This is a genomic window from Nostoc sp. GT001, from assembly GCF_030382115.1.
Classification (GTDB): Bacteria; Cyanobacteriota; Cyanobacteriia; order Cyanobacteriales; family Nostocaceae; genus Nostoc.
Genome location: NZ_JAUDRJ010000003.1, coordinates 1,486,052 through 1,500,216, shown reverse-complemented (window position 1 = coordinate 1,500,216; position 14,165 = coordinate 1,486,052). Strand labels below are relative to the sequence as shown.

Genomic DNA, 14,165 nt, shown 5'->3' with positions numbered 1-14,165 from the left:
AGATAGATATTTACTCTACCTATCCACAGACCCCATAATTACGTCAACACTGCCGAGAATCACCACAATATCTGCAACCTTCATCCCGCGCAGTAAATGTGGAACAATTTGGAGATTGTTGAAATCTGCGGCGCGAATCTTCCAACGTGCAGGGAAGACGTTATCATCGCCAACCAAATAAATTCCCAATTCACCTTTGCCACTTTCTACACGGGCGTAGATTTCACCCTTGGGAATCTTAAAAGTGGGGGAAACTTTTTTACCGATGAATTGGTAATCAAATGCGTCCCACTCAGATTTTTTACCTGCGGCTAAACGCTTCGCTTCCAGATTTTCGTAAGGGCCGCCAGGAAGTCCTTTAATTGCTTGGCGAATAATCTTCACAGATTCGCGCATTTCCCGCATCCGCACTACGTAACGGGCAAAGCAATCACCAGCAGTTTCCCACTGCACATCCCAGTCGAAATCGTCGTAACATTCGTAATGGTCAACTTTCCGCAAATCCCATTGCACGCCAGATGCGCGTAACATTGGGCCAGAAAGTCCCCAGTTAATTGCTTCTTCTCGCGTGATAGTACCAATACCCTCAACACGCCGCCGGAAGATGGGGTTATCTGTTACCAAGCGTTCGTACTCATCAACTTTTGGCAATAAATAGTCGCAGAATTCCAGACACTTATCTACCCAACCGTAAGGTAAATCGGCTGCTACTCCACCAACACGGAAGTAGTTATTATTCACCATCCGATAACCTGTGGCAGCTTCCCACAAATCATAAATCATCTCCCGTTCCCGGAACTGGTAGAAGAAGGGAGTTTGTGCGCCTACGTCAGCGAGGAAGGGGCCAAACCATAGCAAGTGGTTAGCAATGCGGTTCAACTCCAGCATGATGACGCGGATGTAGCTAGCGCGTTTGGGGACAGCGATACCTGCAAGCTTTTCTGGGGCGTTAACAGTGACAGCTTCGTTGAACATTCCCGCCGCGTAGTCCCAGCGACTAACGTAAGGGACGTACATTACATTAGTGCGGTTCTCAGCAATTTTTTCCATTCCTCGGTGCAAATAGCCGATGACCGGTTCACAGTCAACAACATCCTCGCCATCCAGAGTCATGATTAGCCGCAGAACCCCGTGCATCGAGGGGTGGTGTGGCCCCATGTTTAGCACCATTGGTTCAGTGCGGGTTTCTAGTCTGGTCATAGATTTCGTGTTCTCCGTTCGTGAAAATATTGAATTCAACCGCGCAGATGCCAACTAGACCCAATTTATCTTGTTTGTCAAGCCAAAGTAAGGGTTGTGGGAAGAGAGATTTGATTTGATGTTTAATTTTGTTGCACTTCTTCAACTATTATATGGAAGCTCGATATCCACTTAATTAAGGCATCGAATTTTTTTATCTCATGGTGCTGGGAGAACGGGGTAAAAGAAGATGCGTTTTCTCAATGATAACTATTGACTTCTGAGTTTCTACGTAAGCTATAGAGATATTGTGTCAGCTATATTACAGTTTTATAAGGCTGACACATATTTATGGCTTTCAATCAAGAGCGTTTTGATCGGCTAATTCAGAAGTTAGAAGTTTTTGCTAACAAACAACCGCATCTTTATAAATTGCACGTTGCTTTTTTGGCTACCTTGGGCTACGCATATATATTTTTGGTTCTAGCTGTAACCTTGACTCTGCTGGTAAGTATTATCTTTTTGATGCTGAACGCTCAGTCAGTTAATGCGTCATCTTTGAAAGGTGTTATATTTTTGCTGGTGTTTGCATTAGTGTTAGTGCGATCGCTTTGGGTTTCTTTTCCCCCGCCTACAGGTTTACCACTGCAACCCAAAGATGTACCCAATCTCTATTCTTTAACCAACGAAATCTCATCAAAACTGAAAGCTCCACGGTTTCATCACATTCTGCTGACCAACGATTTTAATGCAGCAGTTGTCCAAAGACCACGCTTAGGTTTGCTGGGATGGCAGCAAAATTACTTAATTGTGGGTCTACCGCTCATGCTAGCACTACCACCCGAACAATTTCGTGCCGTATTAGCTCATGAACTAGGACATTTATCAGGAAATCACAGCCGTTTTAGTGGTTGGATTTATCGCCAACGCGAAACATGGTATCGCATTATTAAAGGGCTAGGACAAGGTGGAAATGAAGTATCGTCGTTAATCTTTGAACGATTTTTGACATGGTACAGCCCCTTTTTTAATGCCTATTCTTTTGTGTTGGCACGGATGGATGAATATGAAGCAGATAGATGTGCCCTTGAGCTAACGGGAGAACAAAATGCTGCTGAAGCTTTGATAAATGTGGAGGTCAAAGCTAGATTTCTAGAAAGATATTTTTGGTCTAGCATCTATAAACAAGTTGAAACAGAAATCGAACCACCAAAAATGACTTATATGGCTATGCAACAGGCTTTAAGTCAGAGACTTCATCAGGAAATAACAAGTAGTTATTTAATGGAAGCTTTAACAAAAGAAACTAATAATGCTGATACTCATCCTTGCCTAACAGATAGACTAAAAGCCTTGGGATACATCTTCAATCCTCAGCAGGAATTAGCTATATTTGCACCAATTGAAATCAGTGCTGCTCAGAAACTATTGGGAAATAGGTTAGAAAAATTTATCGCACATTTTAGTCAAACTTGGCGAGAAGAAATAGCAACACCTTGGCGACAAAAATATGCTGATCTTCAACAATCAATAGCTACTTTAAAAGATTTAAATCAAAAAGCAAAAACACAACAGCTAACTTTAGATGAAGCTACTCAACGGGCATTTTTGACATTTGAGTTTGAGGGTGAAGAAGCGGTTATACCACTATTACAAGAAATTATTCATCGTGATGCTCACCACGCCTCAGCTAATTATTTACTAGGTCAAATATTACTAAATAAACAGGATAAAACCGGAATAGAATACATTGAGAGAGCAATAGAACAAGACTCAAGTATAGTTATAGAAGGTTGTCAGACAATTTGCTATTTTCTTCAACAACAAGGAAAAATTAAGGAAGCAAAATCTTATCAAGAACGTGCCGTAAATTATCATGAATTAATTTTAAAAGCACAGGAAGAACGTTCCAGTGTCAGAGAAAAGGATAAACTTGAATCTCATACTGTTTCAGATATAGAGGTAAATAAGCTTCGTCAGCAGTTTTCTCATCATCCTGATATAAAAACTGCTTACTTGGTGCAAAAAAATATGCAATTTTTTCCTGAAAAACCATTTTACGTTCTAGCTTTGAAGCGAGAAGTGAGCTTTTTAGAAGGTATTCATGAAACAGATCACTCTAAACTTGTGAACAGCTTGTTACAGGAAAACGAATTTCTCGGTAATGTATTCATTTTTATTTTAAATGACTATTTAAATATGGAGAAAAAACTAAAACGGATACCAAATTCCATGATTTACCAAAAAAAAGGTAAAAAATAGCACTACAGATGCTTAAAGCTCAACAATTAAAGCTGACGCTGAGTGTTGATCTGATGATATTTTCTTTTGTATCTTAGTGGTTTAAAACTATTTTTTAGCTAGGAACCACAAAGACACAAACAAAAGAATACATAATTAAAGTTCATCTGTGGTTTTTTGCCCTAAGTCTCATGAATCGTCAGCTAGCTCTTGAAGAACCGATATTTTCTCATCTACCAGTATTACCGCAAGAAGTGATTGCAGGTCTAGCGGTATCTCCAGGAGGTCATTATCTTGATACGACTGTAGGCGGTGGTGGTCATAGTCGCCTAATCTTAGAAGCGGCGGCGGATGTGCGGGTAACGGCAATTGACCAAGATGAGGATGCTTTAGCAGCAGCGAGGAAAGAATTAGCAGAGTTTGGCGATCGCGTACAATTTATTCATCGCAATTTTGCTGACTACGAATTTCCCCCCAACACTTTCGATGGTATCTTAGCCGATTTGGGGGTAAGTTCTTACCATTTAGATCAAGCAGAAAGGGGTTTCAGCTTTCGCCAAGCTGCAAATTTGGATATGCGAATGGATCGGGGGCGATCGCTAACTGCTGCCGATGTAATTAATAATTGGGATGAAGCAGAATTAGCAGATATTTTCTTTAAGTACGGTGAAGAGAGATTATCGCGGCGCATTGCCAGACGTATTATAGAACGGCGACCATTGCACACGACTACAGAATTGGCTGAAGCGATCGCTTCTTCTGTTCCTCCCAAATACCGTTATGGAAGAATTCACCCCGCTACCCGTGTTTTTCAAGCTCTGCGAATTGTCGTCAACGATGAGTTAAAATCCTTAGAAACCTTTTTGGATAAAGCCCCAAATGCCCTTGTCCCTGGCGGCAGAATTGCAATTATCAGTTTCCACAGTTTGGAAGACCGTCCGGTGAAGCATGGTTTAAGAAATTCACCTTTATTAAAAGTATTGACAAAAAAGCCGATTATTGCCCAAGAAGAGGAAATTAGTCAGAATCCGCGATCGCGATCGGCCAAACTGAGAATAGCCCAAAAGCTGCTGTAACTACAACGCAGCGTTAAACACCTCCATCTCAACGATCTGCTAATCTAGCGTTGTTGAAGAGTGAAAAAATAATAGATGGACATTAGTAATCTGTTTACAGCAGGTGGCGTGGTCATGTGGCCTCTGCTGGCATTTTCTTTGTTAGGGGTAGCGCTAATTATCGAACGCATCATCTTTTGGGTAAAGATAAATAATCGGCAAAACAAGGTGGTGCGAGAAGTGCTACACCTTTATCGTCTTGATAATGTGGTTGGTGCTTTAGATAAATTGCAGAAAAATACTGATTTACCCCTGGCTCGAATTTTTTTAGCAGCTTTAGAATTGGAGGAGCCGACACCAGAGGAATTTCGTTTGGCATTAGAAAGTGAAGCACAAGCCGAAATCCCCTTACTCAAGCGCTCCCAAAATATTTTTGAGACAATTATTGGTCTTGCGCCCCTATTAGGACTTTTAGGAACTGTATTAGGATTAATTAACTCCTTTGCCTCTCTGAATATCGGAGATGTGGGAGGTAGTAAAACAACAGGTGTGACAGCTGGAATTAGTGAAGCTTTAGTATCTACAGCATCAGGGTTGGTAGTGGCAATCTTTACACTATTATTTGCCAATACCTTCCGAGGACTCTACCAGCGGCAGATCGCCTGGATTCAAGAATATGGTGGACAGTTAGAATTACTCTACCGCCGTCGCTACGAAAGAGGAGATAAATCATATCTGCCGAATAAATGAAGCGGAACTGGTAATTGTAAATTAGTAATCGGTAATTGCGATTAGTTCATTATTTGTTACCGATTTTGCTCTAAAACTTTTGACTCTAATAGTATTCTAAAATAACGAACAGCTTTGTTCGCTACAGTTATTGAGGAAATATTCCATGACTATTTGGGTAAATGAGCAAATCGATCCGTCTGGGATGATTCATGCCTGTATTGCCACTTGTAATGAATCTCAAGCCAAAGATTGTCATGATTCATTTCAGAATAATTTGACCGAGAGGCAAAAGGCCTCAGGTTGGATGGCGCGATTGCGGACAGTCGATTCTTGGGATGANAGTGCTNNNGTGAATTCTTTAAAACTCAATTAATTGGGTGCTATAGAAATTAGACTCCATAGCTGAAATATCTTCTGGCAGACATAATCACTTTTGTTATTTTCTGCTTACTCCAACCTGCGTTGCTTTTTTGGGATTTTGATCGAATATATTTCATCTGCGTAGGCGTAGCTAGGCATTGGCATCGCTTGTCTACTACACGCTGTATCTATGCCAATACCCAGAGCGATCGCAACAAATTCCATGAGAACAGGTTAATAAAGGATAAAATTCGGATTAAATTTCTCAAATTATTATTAACTGCTTCCCAAAAAAGTAACATATTATAGAAAAATGATGATTTTTCTTAACTTTTAAGAGGTATCATCTATACCGTAGATTAAATTAAAAAATTTGTATAAGCCGAATCAATTTAGTGAACTATCCCAAAGTTTACACTTCGGAGCAAGCCTGTCCCATTAATTTAGTTGGCGAAACAGGACAAGCGGTTCAAATTTCAATTCATGCTCCCAGTCAATATATCTGTGCCAACTGCGAACGGATATTACCAGATTGGAAACGGCAGCCATTTTTACGAGTAGTGATTGTATTACAACAATCGCGTTATCAATTAGTCGAAAAGACAGCACAAGTAGAGTCAGAGAAAGAACGCTTACGAGAAAAGTTTATGAGATTTGGCTGTGATTTAGCATTTAATCTGCGCGATCGCGGCTATTTAACTGACCTGATTGACCCTCGTACAGGCTATCCTTTACTCTCCCATCCCGGAGCAATTCCCCACGACGATACAGCAGTTGTCAAAGCTTTGCTCAACTATCCAGTAATTAAAAATCAATGCCGTGTGTTAGTTCATCCCGATTGGGGTGCAGCAGTTTATCCTAGTATTTTGATATCAGAAGCTCCCCCAATTGTGATCGAATGGGTTACAAAAGGCATAGCATCCATGCATGGGTGGAAAGAAATTAATTATTAGTCATTAGTCATTGGTCATTGGTCATTGGGTATGTAAAGGCGTATATCAGCACTTGTTTCTCCAAACAAATTCTTCCAAGAAGCTATGACAGTCGAAGCGATAGTGCGGCTTGTTACTTCTCTCTCATAAGTAGACGCTACGAAGTCAAGTTGGAGATAATGGTTTTTGGTTCCTATTTGGGTACATCTCAGGCTGATCGGCAGGTATTTCAAATTGATGATAATCTTACCCACTACTGTCAGACTAAACTTTTAGCCAGTAGCAAAGGGAATGGTAATTTAGCCGCATCTGCGGGAATTATATAACTATCACTATCGGCAAAAATCCTGTTCCCAACTTTCTGCATATAAGTAGATGGGTGAGGAAATTTATAACTATGTCCGTAGCGATCGCAAAGCGTGTCTCGTTGGGAATCAGCGAAGTGCAGCAATCGCAAGGGTTTCAAGCTTTTTATATCTCGTTAGATAGTTAGATTTATTTGTACTTACTTACCTTAGAAACCAAGTTGATTCTGAGCAAAGTGAAATACTTGTTTCATAGTTATGCTCAATCCCAATTCCCATAAATACAAAATTTGACATACCTGATGTATGAAAATATTAATTCAACACCGTCATTATGACAATGAAATTAGTGGAGTTTTAACTTATATTTATTCTATTATTCCTGAGTTGGAAGCTAGATTAATTGAAGTTAAAACTATTTCGACCAGACAAGATAATATCGCTAAATGGTTTAGTTATATTGTTTGGGCAGATATAGTACACATGAATTCAAATGATTTATTGTTTACTTTGTTATGTAAAATCTTGCGAAAAAAGATAATTATTAAATATCATTATTCTCTTTATCAATCTACTCATACGAGTTATGAGCAGATGAAGTTGACGCAACGTTTAAAAGCTGAATTTAAACATACATTGCCCAAAGCTAATTATCCATTAAAGTGGAAATTACACACTTTTATCAAATGGGCACGCCTAAGCACCCGCCTTTCTACTGCCTTCTTAGCCGATTATCATACGGCTTGTAGTAACTTTTTAGGAGAATCTTCTGCTTTTCCTTGGTCAGTTGATACTTTATATAATCCGATTGAAATCAAGTCGGAAAACCATCTGAAAACTTTAGAAAATTTATCTCAGCCATTTAATTTTATTTTTGTCGGGAGATTAGCTACAGACAAAGGTGTAGATATTTTATTAAAAGCAGCGCGAATTTTACAAGATGAAAATAAAGAATTTAAAATTACTATTATTGGCGATGGCGAACAATCTCAGGAATTAAAACAACTAACGTCTGATTTAGAAATTGCCAACAAAGTTAATTTTTTAGGTAAAGTTCCTCAAAAAGAAGTACTTCTAAAAGTTCAAGATGCTTTGGCTTTAATTGCTCCATCTCGTTGGCAAGATCCAGCACCTTACGTAGTGCAAGAAGCCTCTAGCGTTCAAACCTGCTCGATTGTCTCAAAAATGGGAGGATTGTCAGAAGTAGGAGGGCCGCACAGCCTATTTTTTGAAAATGAAGATGCAGAAGAATTAGCTAAATGTATGCGATATTGCTTAGATAATCCAGATGAAGCAATTAACCGAGGTTTTCAGTCCAGCCAATATGTTGCGGAAAAGTTTTCGGCTGCGCGTGCTGTTAATAGACTACTGGAAATTTGTAGCCAACTTACTCCTAAAGCATTGGTAACAAAATCTGATACATAATTCCCGTTACAAGGTTGCTGCCCTGTAACAGGCTCATTGGAAGCTCTACCATAGTACAATAAGCACTTCCTTATGGCCCAGAAAAGACAGCTTGTTCTACATCATCCCGACTAAGAGAATACTTAAATGAGCGTTGGATATCTTGTCCATTTTCTCCAGATTGAACATATCGCACTACAATTTGCTCAACATCGAGCCATAATTCAGCTTGCCAATTAGGTCGCTGTACACGCCAGCAATGCCTTTGTGTTTCGTCTTGTTGACAGCCTTGGTCTTTTAGCCACTGCTCAATTTGTGGCAGGGGATGATTATATAGAGGAGTATCAGAGGGAAGAAGAGCCATAGGAATTTTAGGTTTTGGATTAGGGAATTGTTTAATTTTTAATTATCAGATGGGTAATTAGTTGCGACATATAGGTAATCTGCTGTTGTACAGATGTAGTTGATTGCAACAAATGGGAATGGAGCGCAGCCTCGCCACGAGTTAAGCCAATGGCAACTGCTAATAACAGACAACCTACAAATGTTAACACCAGCATAAATAAAGCAAAGATTTCGCCAGATGATAAGGGGCGATCGCTCGCATCGAGGTAAGCTGATTTTGACCAGTCATGAGAACGCGAGACGGGATGATTCAAATCAGGGGGTGGTTGAATCACTCCAAAGCGGGAATAGCCAATTTTGAAATCGTAGCTTAATCGGCGTTCTGGATGGCTAAGGGTGGCGTAAGCTTCGTTGATTTGCTGAAATTTGGGAGTGGCGATCGCAGTCGGCAAGTCTGTAGTATCAGGATGATAAAGCTTGCTCAGTTGCCGATAAGCGCGACGAATGTCAATTACCGATGCCCAGGGATGCAGTCCTAGCAGAGAATAATAAGTTGGTTCGCTGCTTTGTGGCATTGCCCCGTTTTGATTCACATCTGTTTGAGTCACTTTGCTCAAAGATATTTTTTATATTTTAAATCCTTTGTGAATTTGAGAAGACACAGCAGGTCTCAATACGTTCGGATAAGTATTTTTCACTTTCTTTGTGGTCTGGGGAATGGGTTTGCGGGTAAAGGGGAAAGGATGTATTCAAAACCTTTCACCTTTACCCCTTACCCTTTAACCGAACCGTCTATTCTAAGTCCTCAAAATCAGGTCTTCTCACAAGATCAATAGTTCCCAATGCTCAATCCCCGTTTACCTTGTAATTCTCCGCATATAATTTCCCCACAACTGAGCCGCTTGAGCACTGCTGCCAGATGTCGGGGAATTATTGTCGTTTCCCAGCCAAACGCCAGTTACAAGTCGCTGACTGGGGATAAAACCAATAAACCACAAGTCAACGTTTTTATCAGTTGTGCCAGTTTTACCAGCTTCCCCTAGTCCAATGGCAGCACTACGACCAGTGCCTCTTGCGATTACACCGCGCATCAAACTAGTCATTTCATCGGCGACATTAGTTGTCAACACTCGTTTGTTAGCACCTGGATCTTGGTCGAAAGAGTAGATTACACGACAGGTTTTGATATCATTGCGATCGCTGCAATCACCACTGTCTAAAATTCGGCTAATGGCATGGGGAGGATTCAACACACCGCGATTGCCAATCGCGCCAAAAGCACCAGTCATTTCCAAAACATTAACTACACTTTGACCCAGTACCAAGCCGGGAACTGGATCGAGGTTTGATTTTATCCCCAAACGCTGCGCCATGGCCACAACTTTATCCAGCCCGACTTGTCTGGCAACTCGCAAGGCGATGGGATTTTCTGAAAGTGCCAGCCCGGTGGCAATATCTAAACTTGCGTCAGCACCAGCACGACAAGGTTTATAAGTAAACCCTTGCCAAGTTAAAGGGGCACAAGAATAACTTTTTGATTCTGGAATTCCCTGTTGAATAGCAGCAGTGTAAGCAAAGATTTTGAAAGTGGAACCTGGTTGTCTTTTGGCTTGAACAGCACGATTGAACTGACTTTTTTTGTAATCAGTCCCGCCTACCATTGCGAGGATACTGCCTGTACTAGAGTCAAGAGTGACTACTGCTCCTTGAGAAAAATTAAAATTTCTACCAGAGTTGTTGACCGAATTACTTAATGCTGCTTCTGCTTGTCTCTGTATGGCTGGATCGAGCTTGGTTTCAATGATATAGTTTCCCTCTCTTGCAGCTCCCTCCCCTAAAATTGATTCGAGTTCAGAGAAGACATAACTGTAAAAATAAGGTGCGATCGTTTTAGCTTGCTGTTCGCAGACTTTAGGACTAATTTGGACAGTGGAGCGTCTAGCGCGGTTCGCATCCTCTGCTTTAATTTTGCCCATCTCCAGCAACCGCTTAATCACACGATTTCGGTATTCAGCCGCTTCTAGTTTATTTGGCCCATCCCCACAAAAATCGAAGGCGTTGGGAGCAGGTAAAATTCCTACCAATGTTGCTGCTTCTGCCAAAGTTAATTCTTTAGCCGACTTCTCAAAGTAATATCGGGCTGCATCCTCAAAGCCAGAGGTATCCCCTCCCAAAAAAACCCGATTTAAGTACATCAGCAAAATATCATCTTTGCTGTAAAAGGTTTCGAGCTTGAGGGCGACAACTGCCTCCCGCAATTTGCGGCCAAGGGTATCCTGTCTACCTACATACTCGCGGAACAAACTGCGGGCAACTTGCTGGGTAACAGTGCTGGCTCCTTGTTGCACATCTCCGCTACGGCTATTAATCAACACGGCTCGTAAAATCCCTAAAGGATCAACCCCAAAGTGCCAGTAATAACGACTATCCTCTGAAGCCACTACCGCAGCAGGCAAATAAGGGCCAAATTCCTCTAATCGCTTCATGTCTACATGAGAGATTGTCCGAGGCTCTCTCAGGGGAGTGGCTCCATCACGGGCGTAAACAACTACTGGGGCGCGTGTCGCTGTTGGTAGAGGTTTGACTGAAAATTTCAGCCATTCGACGCCAATTACTAACGTTAATAGGGCACTGATACCACCAACTCCATAAGCTGTCCAACTTGCAGCTTTGACATACCATGCTGGTGGATCGACATATTGCAACCGCACAGAAGCGGCGAGTTCTGGGGGTCCCAGAGTCAGAATATCGCCGTGACGCAGTTCTAGAGAACTAACACGACGCTTGCCACGATAAATACCATTGGTGGAGTTTTCGTCTTTGATCGTGAAAACTGGTGTGCGTTGAGTAGAATTCCGCGATAGTGACAGGTGAATTTGGCTGACAACCGGGTTACGGATAACGATATCGCTGGATTTGGAACTACGACCGAGAATATAGCGATCGCCCAACAGTGGATATACTTCTGCTTTATCCGCCCCCGCATCCTGCACCCAAAGTTCTGGTACTTTGGCATTAGGCTTGAGCGCCAATTTTGAAAAATCGACCCTAGCTTGAATCGTATGTACTGCTTGAGTCAGTTGACCTAGTAACGTTTGTGGCTTGTGAGGGGGTTGGGGAGAACTCATCGGCTATTCACATCACAGTTTTTAATGAAGAATCGGGCGAATTACAATCAATTTTAGATGTTAGTCTTTCATCATTTTACTCATAAGCCAAAGCATAAATTAGCTCTACGGAGCTTTTTGATTTAATTTATACTTAAAATTATATTATAACTATAATATATTTGTAATTTTCATCACTTCTCTACATAAGGAAATATTGTTTATGTATTCTCAGAAGCTTATCTAAGCTAGTATTAATCCTTCAATAGCTACAAGTACAATTTTTATTGTTGTATTTTTAAACACCAGTTATTAATAAAGAACTGATTTAAATTTTACCAATTTTACATATCCACATATTCTGAAACAAACCTAAATATCTTCATTTAGGAGGATTTTCTAAATCTTAATTATCTGCTTTAATAGGGCGAGTGTTCCGTTGAGGTTAATTTCAGAATGATGGGAAAATCTCTGACCCTGATTGGTACAGCTTTATCTTTGGCACTTACCACTAATATTGCTGTAGCCGAATCCAGTAAATCCCCCATAGCCCAATCTAGTAGCGACTCCACTAGTGCACCAGCGGAAATTAAGATATCACCAGAAGGGATGAAAATTCTGTGTGAAAAATCTCCGCTTAATTCACGTTGTCCCGGCGGCACAGCACTCACCCCTAGCGCTCCTGGTAGCACTACAACACCAGCAGAAACAACACCAGCAGAAACAACAACGCCTGATAGCACTACCACTCCTGATAGCACAACTGCACCAGGAACCGCTCCTTCTGAATCTGGCACTCCCGAAAGCACTCCAGCACCAAGCACCTGAAGGCGCACCTAGTAACTTAACTCCAACACCAGGAAGCGTTACTCCAACCCTACCTGAAGGCGCACCTAGCAACTTAGCTCCAACGCCAGGAAGCCCAACCACTCCTGAAAGCGCACCTACTACTCCTGGCAGCACTACCGAACCAGGTAGCTCAACTACACCAGAACAACCTGGCACTCCTGGCAGCACTACTGAACCAGGTAGCTCTCCTAGTACTCCAGGCTCTAGTTTGCCAAAAGCTCCTACCACAGGTAACTAAATTTAAAGCTGGGGCATAATCTAAATACTAGTGTGCCATCAGCGATCGTCGGTGCATCTTTCTTGAACTCTTGTTTCTTCAACTCTTGCACCAGTTATGTAAACTGGTGTCAGGTGACAAATAAAAATTGATAAAACCTTATACGTAAAGTCTTCGCATATAAGACTAAGCAAGGGTTTCACTAAGTCAATAGCCTGGGATTAATCATCCCAGGCTTAATAGTTTAATGGGATCTGCCAGTTGAAGTGGGTGTTTTTTGCAAGGAAGCGATTAACAGGCAAACAATACCGATACTAATAAATGAATCTGCCACATTAAATACAGCAAAGTTAATCAGGCGAAAATCAAGAAAATCAACGACGTAGCCTAAAACGAAACGATCGATACCGTTGCCCATAGCTCCACCTAAAATCAAGCCATAGCCTAACTGATCCCACAAATTTAATGTTGGGCCAATTAACGCCAATGCTATCAATACTAAACTCACCCCTAAAGATAGCCAGCGCAACCACTCTACTTTCCCGCTCAACAGACTAAAAGCCGCACCAGTGTTAGTAACATACGTGAAGTGAAATATCCCAGGCAAGAGTGGTAGTGTCTGCCCCAGGCTAAAGCTTTGTACTACCCAGTACTTTGTTATTTGGTCTAAGAAAAAAGCAATGAAGGCAGCGATCCAGAAAAGACGATTTTTTAAATGCATGGCGAATTAGTCATTGGTCACTTGTACTGAGCGTTCGCGCAGCGTCTCGTAGAGAAGTGCAGCCTCTCCAAGAGTTTTATTAGTCATGAGCTTTTGACAAATGACAAAGGACGAAAGGCAATAAACTAATAAAACATTAAGTGACGCAATATATATGCTATTACAGTAACTGCACAAACCACGGTTAGTTGACCTGGTAGTGCAAACCAGGAATATCTAAGGATTGCTTGCATCAAGGGTAGATTTTCTGTGCCTTTCCACTGAAAAAAATAGCTAATAATCAAATAAGTAATACCGCATAGGTGGAGAGTTAACAAGCCACAGACACAACTAAAGGCAAGAGTTTCTAGTCGAGGTCTTGCTTTAAAGGCAACTAAGCCACAAATCCAAGCTCCAGGAATAAAGCCTAGTAGATAGCCAAACTGAGACAGCTTGACATAACCAATACCGCCGCCATCGGCAAATACTGGTAATAAGGTTAACCCTATGACTAAATAGGCAATTTGCGAGAGCGCACCCGCATTTTTGCCTCCTAAACAACCCACTAACAATACTGCGCCAATTTGAAAAGTGACACCTAAAGAAAAAGTCTGAATTCCGTGCTGACTCCAAGTCCAAGGAAAGGTGATGCCATAAACTTCTAAGAAGGTACCACCCATTGTCAGGAGTAAGCCAATCATAGACCATAGTAATTGATTGGAAGCAGCAAACATTTATC

Annotated in this window: 14 protein-coding genes; 7 read left to right on the top strand and 7 right to left on the bottom strand. The window is 41.3% G+C overall.

The features are described 5' to 3' along the window. Nucleotides 1-15 precede the first annotated feature (15 nt). Entirely contained in the window at nt 16-1,200 is a 1,185-nt protein-coding gene (locus tag QUD05_RS09085; protein WP_179072694.1) for an NAD(P)H-quinone oxidoreductase subunit H, read from the bottom strand. 330 nt (nt 1,201-1,530) lie between these two features. On the opposite strand from QUD05_RS09085, the gene QUD05_RS09080 reads away from it, so the two are divergent. From QUD05_RS09080 to QUD05_RS09060, 5 genes are all read left to right on the top strand, one after another. Then, entirely contained in the window at nt 1,531-3,441 is a 1,911-nt protein-coding gene (locus QUD05_RS09080; RefSeq protein WP_289795769.1) for a M48 family metalloprotease, read from the top strand. Nucleotides 3,442-3,611: 170 nt separating this feature from the next. Next, nucleotides 3,612-4,496 carry a 16S rRNA (cytosine(1402)-N(4))-methyltransferase RsmH gene (gene rsmH / locus QUD05_RS09075; RefSeq protein ID WP_289795768.1) on the top strand — a complete coding sequence of 295 codons (885 nt, stop codon included), beginning with the start codon at nt 3,612-3,614 and terminating at the stop codon, nt 4,494-4,496. Nucleotides 4,497-4,571: 75 nt separating this feature from the next. Beyond that, nucleotides 4,572-5,225: a MotA/TolQ/ExbB proton channel family protein gene (locus QUD05_RS09070; RefSeq protein ID WP_289795767.1), complete on the top strand. Its 654-nt coding sequence runs from the start codon at nt 4,572-4,574 to the stop codon at nt 5,223-5,225. A gap of 145 nt (nt 5,226-5,370) precedes the next feature. Next, complete coding sequence (locus tag QUD05_RS09065; RefSeq protein ID WP_289795766.1) at nt 5,371-5,580, top strand: glycogen debranching protein; 210 nt, start codon at nt 5,371-5,373, stop codon at nt 5,578-5,580. A gap of 382 nt (nt 5,581-5,962) precedes the next feature. After that, complete coding sequence (locus QUD05_RS09060; protein WP_289795765.1) at nt 5,963-6,520, top strand: methylmalonic aciduria and homocystinuria type D protein; 558 nt, start codon at nt 5,963-5,965, stop codon at nt 6,518-6,520. Between the two features lie 238 nt (nt 6,521-6,758). Here the strand turns inward: QUD05_RS09060 and QUD05_RS09055 are convergent, their stop codons facing one another. Then, nucleotides 6,759-6,965, bottom strand: coding sequence for a hypothetical protein (locus QUD05_RS09055; protein WP_289795764.1), 207 nt, complete (start codon nt 6,963-6,965; stop codon nt 6,759-6,761). 145 nt (nt 6,966-7,110) lie between these two features. On the opposite strand from QUD05_RS09055, the gene QUD05_RS09050 reads away from it, so the two are divergent. Beyond that, nucleotides 7,111-8,229, top strand: a complete 1,119-nt coding sequence (locus QUD05_RS09050; protein ID WP_289795763.1) for a glycosyltransferase family 4 protein — start codon at nt 7,111-7,113, stop codon at nt 8,227-8,229. Nucleotides 8,230-8,299: 70 nt separating this feature from the next. Here the strand turns inward: QUD05_RS09050 and QUD05_RS09045 are convergent, their stop codons facing one another. The 3 genes from QUD05_RS09045 to QUD05_RS09035 all read right to left on the bottom strand — a co-directional run bounded on the left by QUD05_RS09045 (nt 8,300) and on the right by QUD05_RS09035 (nt 11,681). Next, nucleotides 8,300-8,572, bottom strand: coding sequence for a DUF3143 domain-containing protein (locus QUD05_RS09045; RefSeq protein ID WP_094351119.1), 273 nt, complete (start codon nt 8,570-8,572; stop codon nt 8,300-8,302). A gap of 31 nt (nt 8,573-8,603) precedes the next feature. Then, nucleotides 8,604-9,128: a J domain-containing protein gene (locus tag QUD05_RS09040; protein ID WP_289799929.1), complete on the bottom strand. Its 525-nt coding sequence runs from the start codon at nt 9,126-9,128 to the stop codon at nt 8,604-8,606. Between the two features lie 282 nt (nt 9,129-9,410). Further along, complete coding sequence (locus QUD05_RS09035) at nt 9,411-11,681, bottom strand: transglycosylase domain-containing protein (protein ID WP_289795762.1); 2,271 nt, start codon at nt 11,679-11,681, stop codon at nt 9,411-9,413. A 601-nt stretch (nt 11,682-12,282) separates the two neighbouring features. Between QUD05_RS09035 and QUD05_RS09030 the strand changes: the two genes are divergently transcribed. Then, nucleotides 12,283-12,747, top strand: coding sequence for a hypothetical protein (locus QUD05_RS09030; protein ID WP_289795761.1), 465 nt, complete (start codon nt 12,283-12,285; stop codon nt 12,745-12,747). A gap of 223 nt (nt 12,748-12,970) precedes the next feature. Here QUD05_RS09030 and lspA read toward each other — a convergent pair whose 3' ends face one another. Continuing rightward, nucleotides 12,971-13,447: a signal peptidase II gene (lspA, locus tag QUD05_RS09025; RefSeq protein WP_289795760.1), complete on the bottom strand. Its 477-nt coding sequence runs from the start codon at nt 13,445-13,447 to the stop codon at nt 12,971-12,973. Between the two features lie 125 nt (nt 13,448-13,572). Then, nucleotides 13,573-14,160, bottom strand: a complete 588-nt coding sequence (locus tag QUD05_RS09020; RefSeq protein WP_289795759.1) for a biotin transporter BioY — start codon at nt 14,158-14,160, stop codon at nt 13,573-13,575. Between the last annotated feature and the right edge of the window lie 5 nt (nt 14,161-14,165).

What these genes read in the sequence shown, in the direction of transcription:
- QUD05_RS09040 (WP_289799929.1), bottom strand. Translation starts at nt 9,128, where the DNA reads ATGCCACAAAGCAGCGAACCAACTTATTATTCTCTGCTAGGACTGCAT.
- lspA (WP_289795760.1), bottom strand. Translation starts at nt 13,447, where the DNA reads ATGCATTTAAAAAATCGTCTTTTCTGGATCGCTGCCTTCATTGCTTTT.
- QUD05_RS09070 (WP_289795767.1), top strand. Translation starts at nt 4,572, where the DNA reads ATGGACATTAGTAATCTGTTTACAGCAGGTGGCGTGGTCATGTGGCCT.
- QUD05_RS09080 (WP_289795769.1), top strand. Translation starts at nt 1,531, where the DNA reads ATGGCTTTCAATCAAGAGCGTTTTGATCGGCTAATTCAGAAGTTAGAA.
- QUD05_RS09045 (WP_094351119.1), bottom strand. Translation starts at nt 8,572, where the DNA reads ATGGCTCTTCTTCCCTCTGATACTCCTCTATATAATCATCCCCTGCCA.
- QUD05_RS09035 (WP_289795762.1), bottom strand. Translation starts at nt 11,681, where the DNA reads ATGAGTTCTCCCCAACCCCCTCACAAGCCACAAACGTTACTAGGTCAA.
- rsmH (WP_289795768.1), top strand. Translation starts at nt 3,612, where the DNA reads ATGAATCGTCAGCTAGCTCTTGAAGAACCGATATTTTCTCATCTACCA.
- QUD05_RS09050 (WP_289795763.1), top strand. Translation starts at nt 7,111, where the DNA reads ATGAAAATATTAATTCAACACCGTCATTATGACAATGAAATTAGTGGA.
- QUD05_RS09020 (WP_289795759.1), bottom strand. Translation starts at nt 14,160, where the DNA reads ATGTTTGCTGCTTCCAATCAATTACTATGGTCTATGATTGGCTTACTC.
- QUD05_RS09085 (WP_179072694.1), bottom strand. Translation starts at nt 1,200, where the DNA reads ATGACCAGACTAGAAACCCGCACTGAACCAATGGTGCTAAACATGGGG.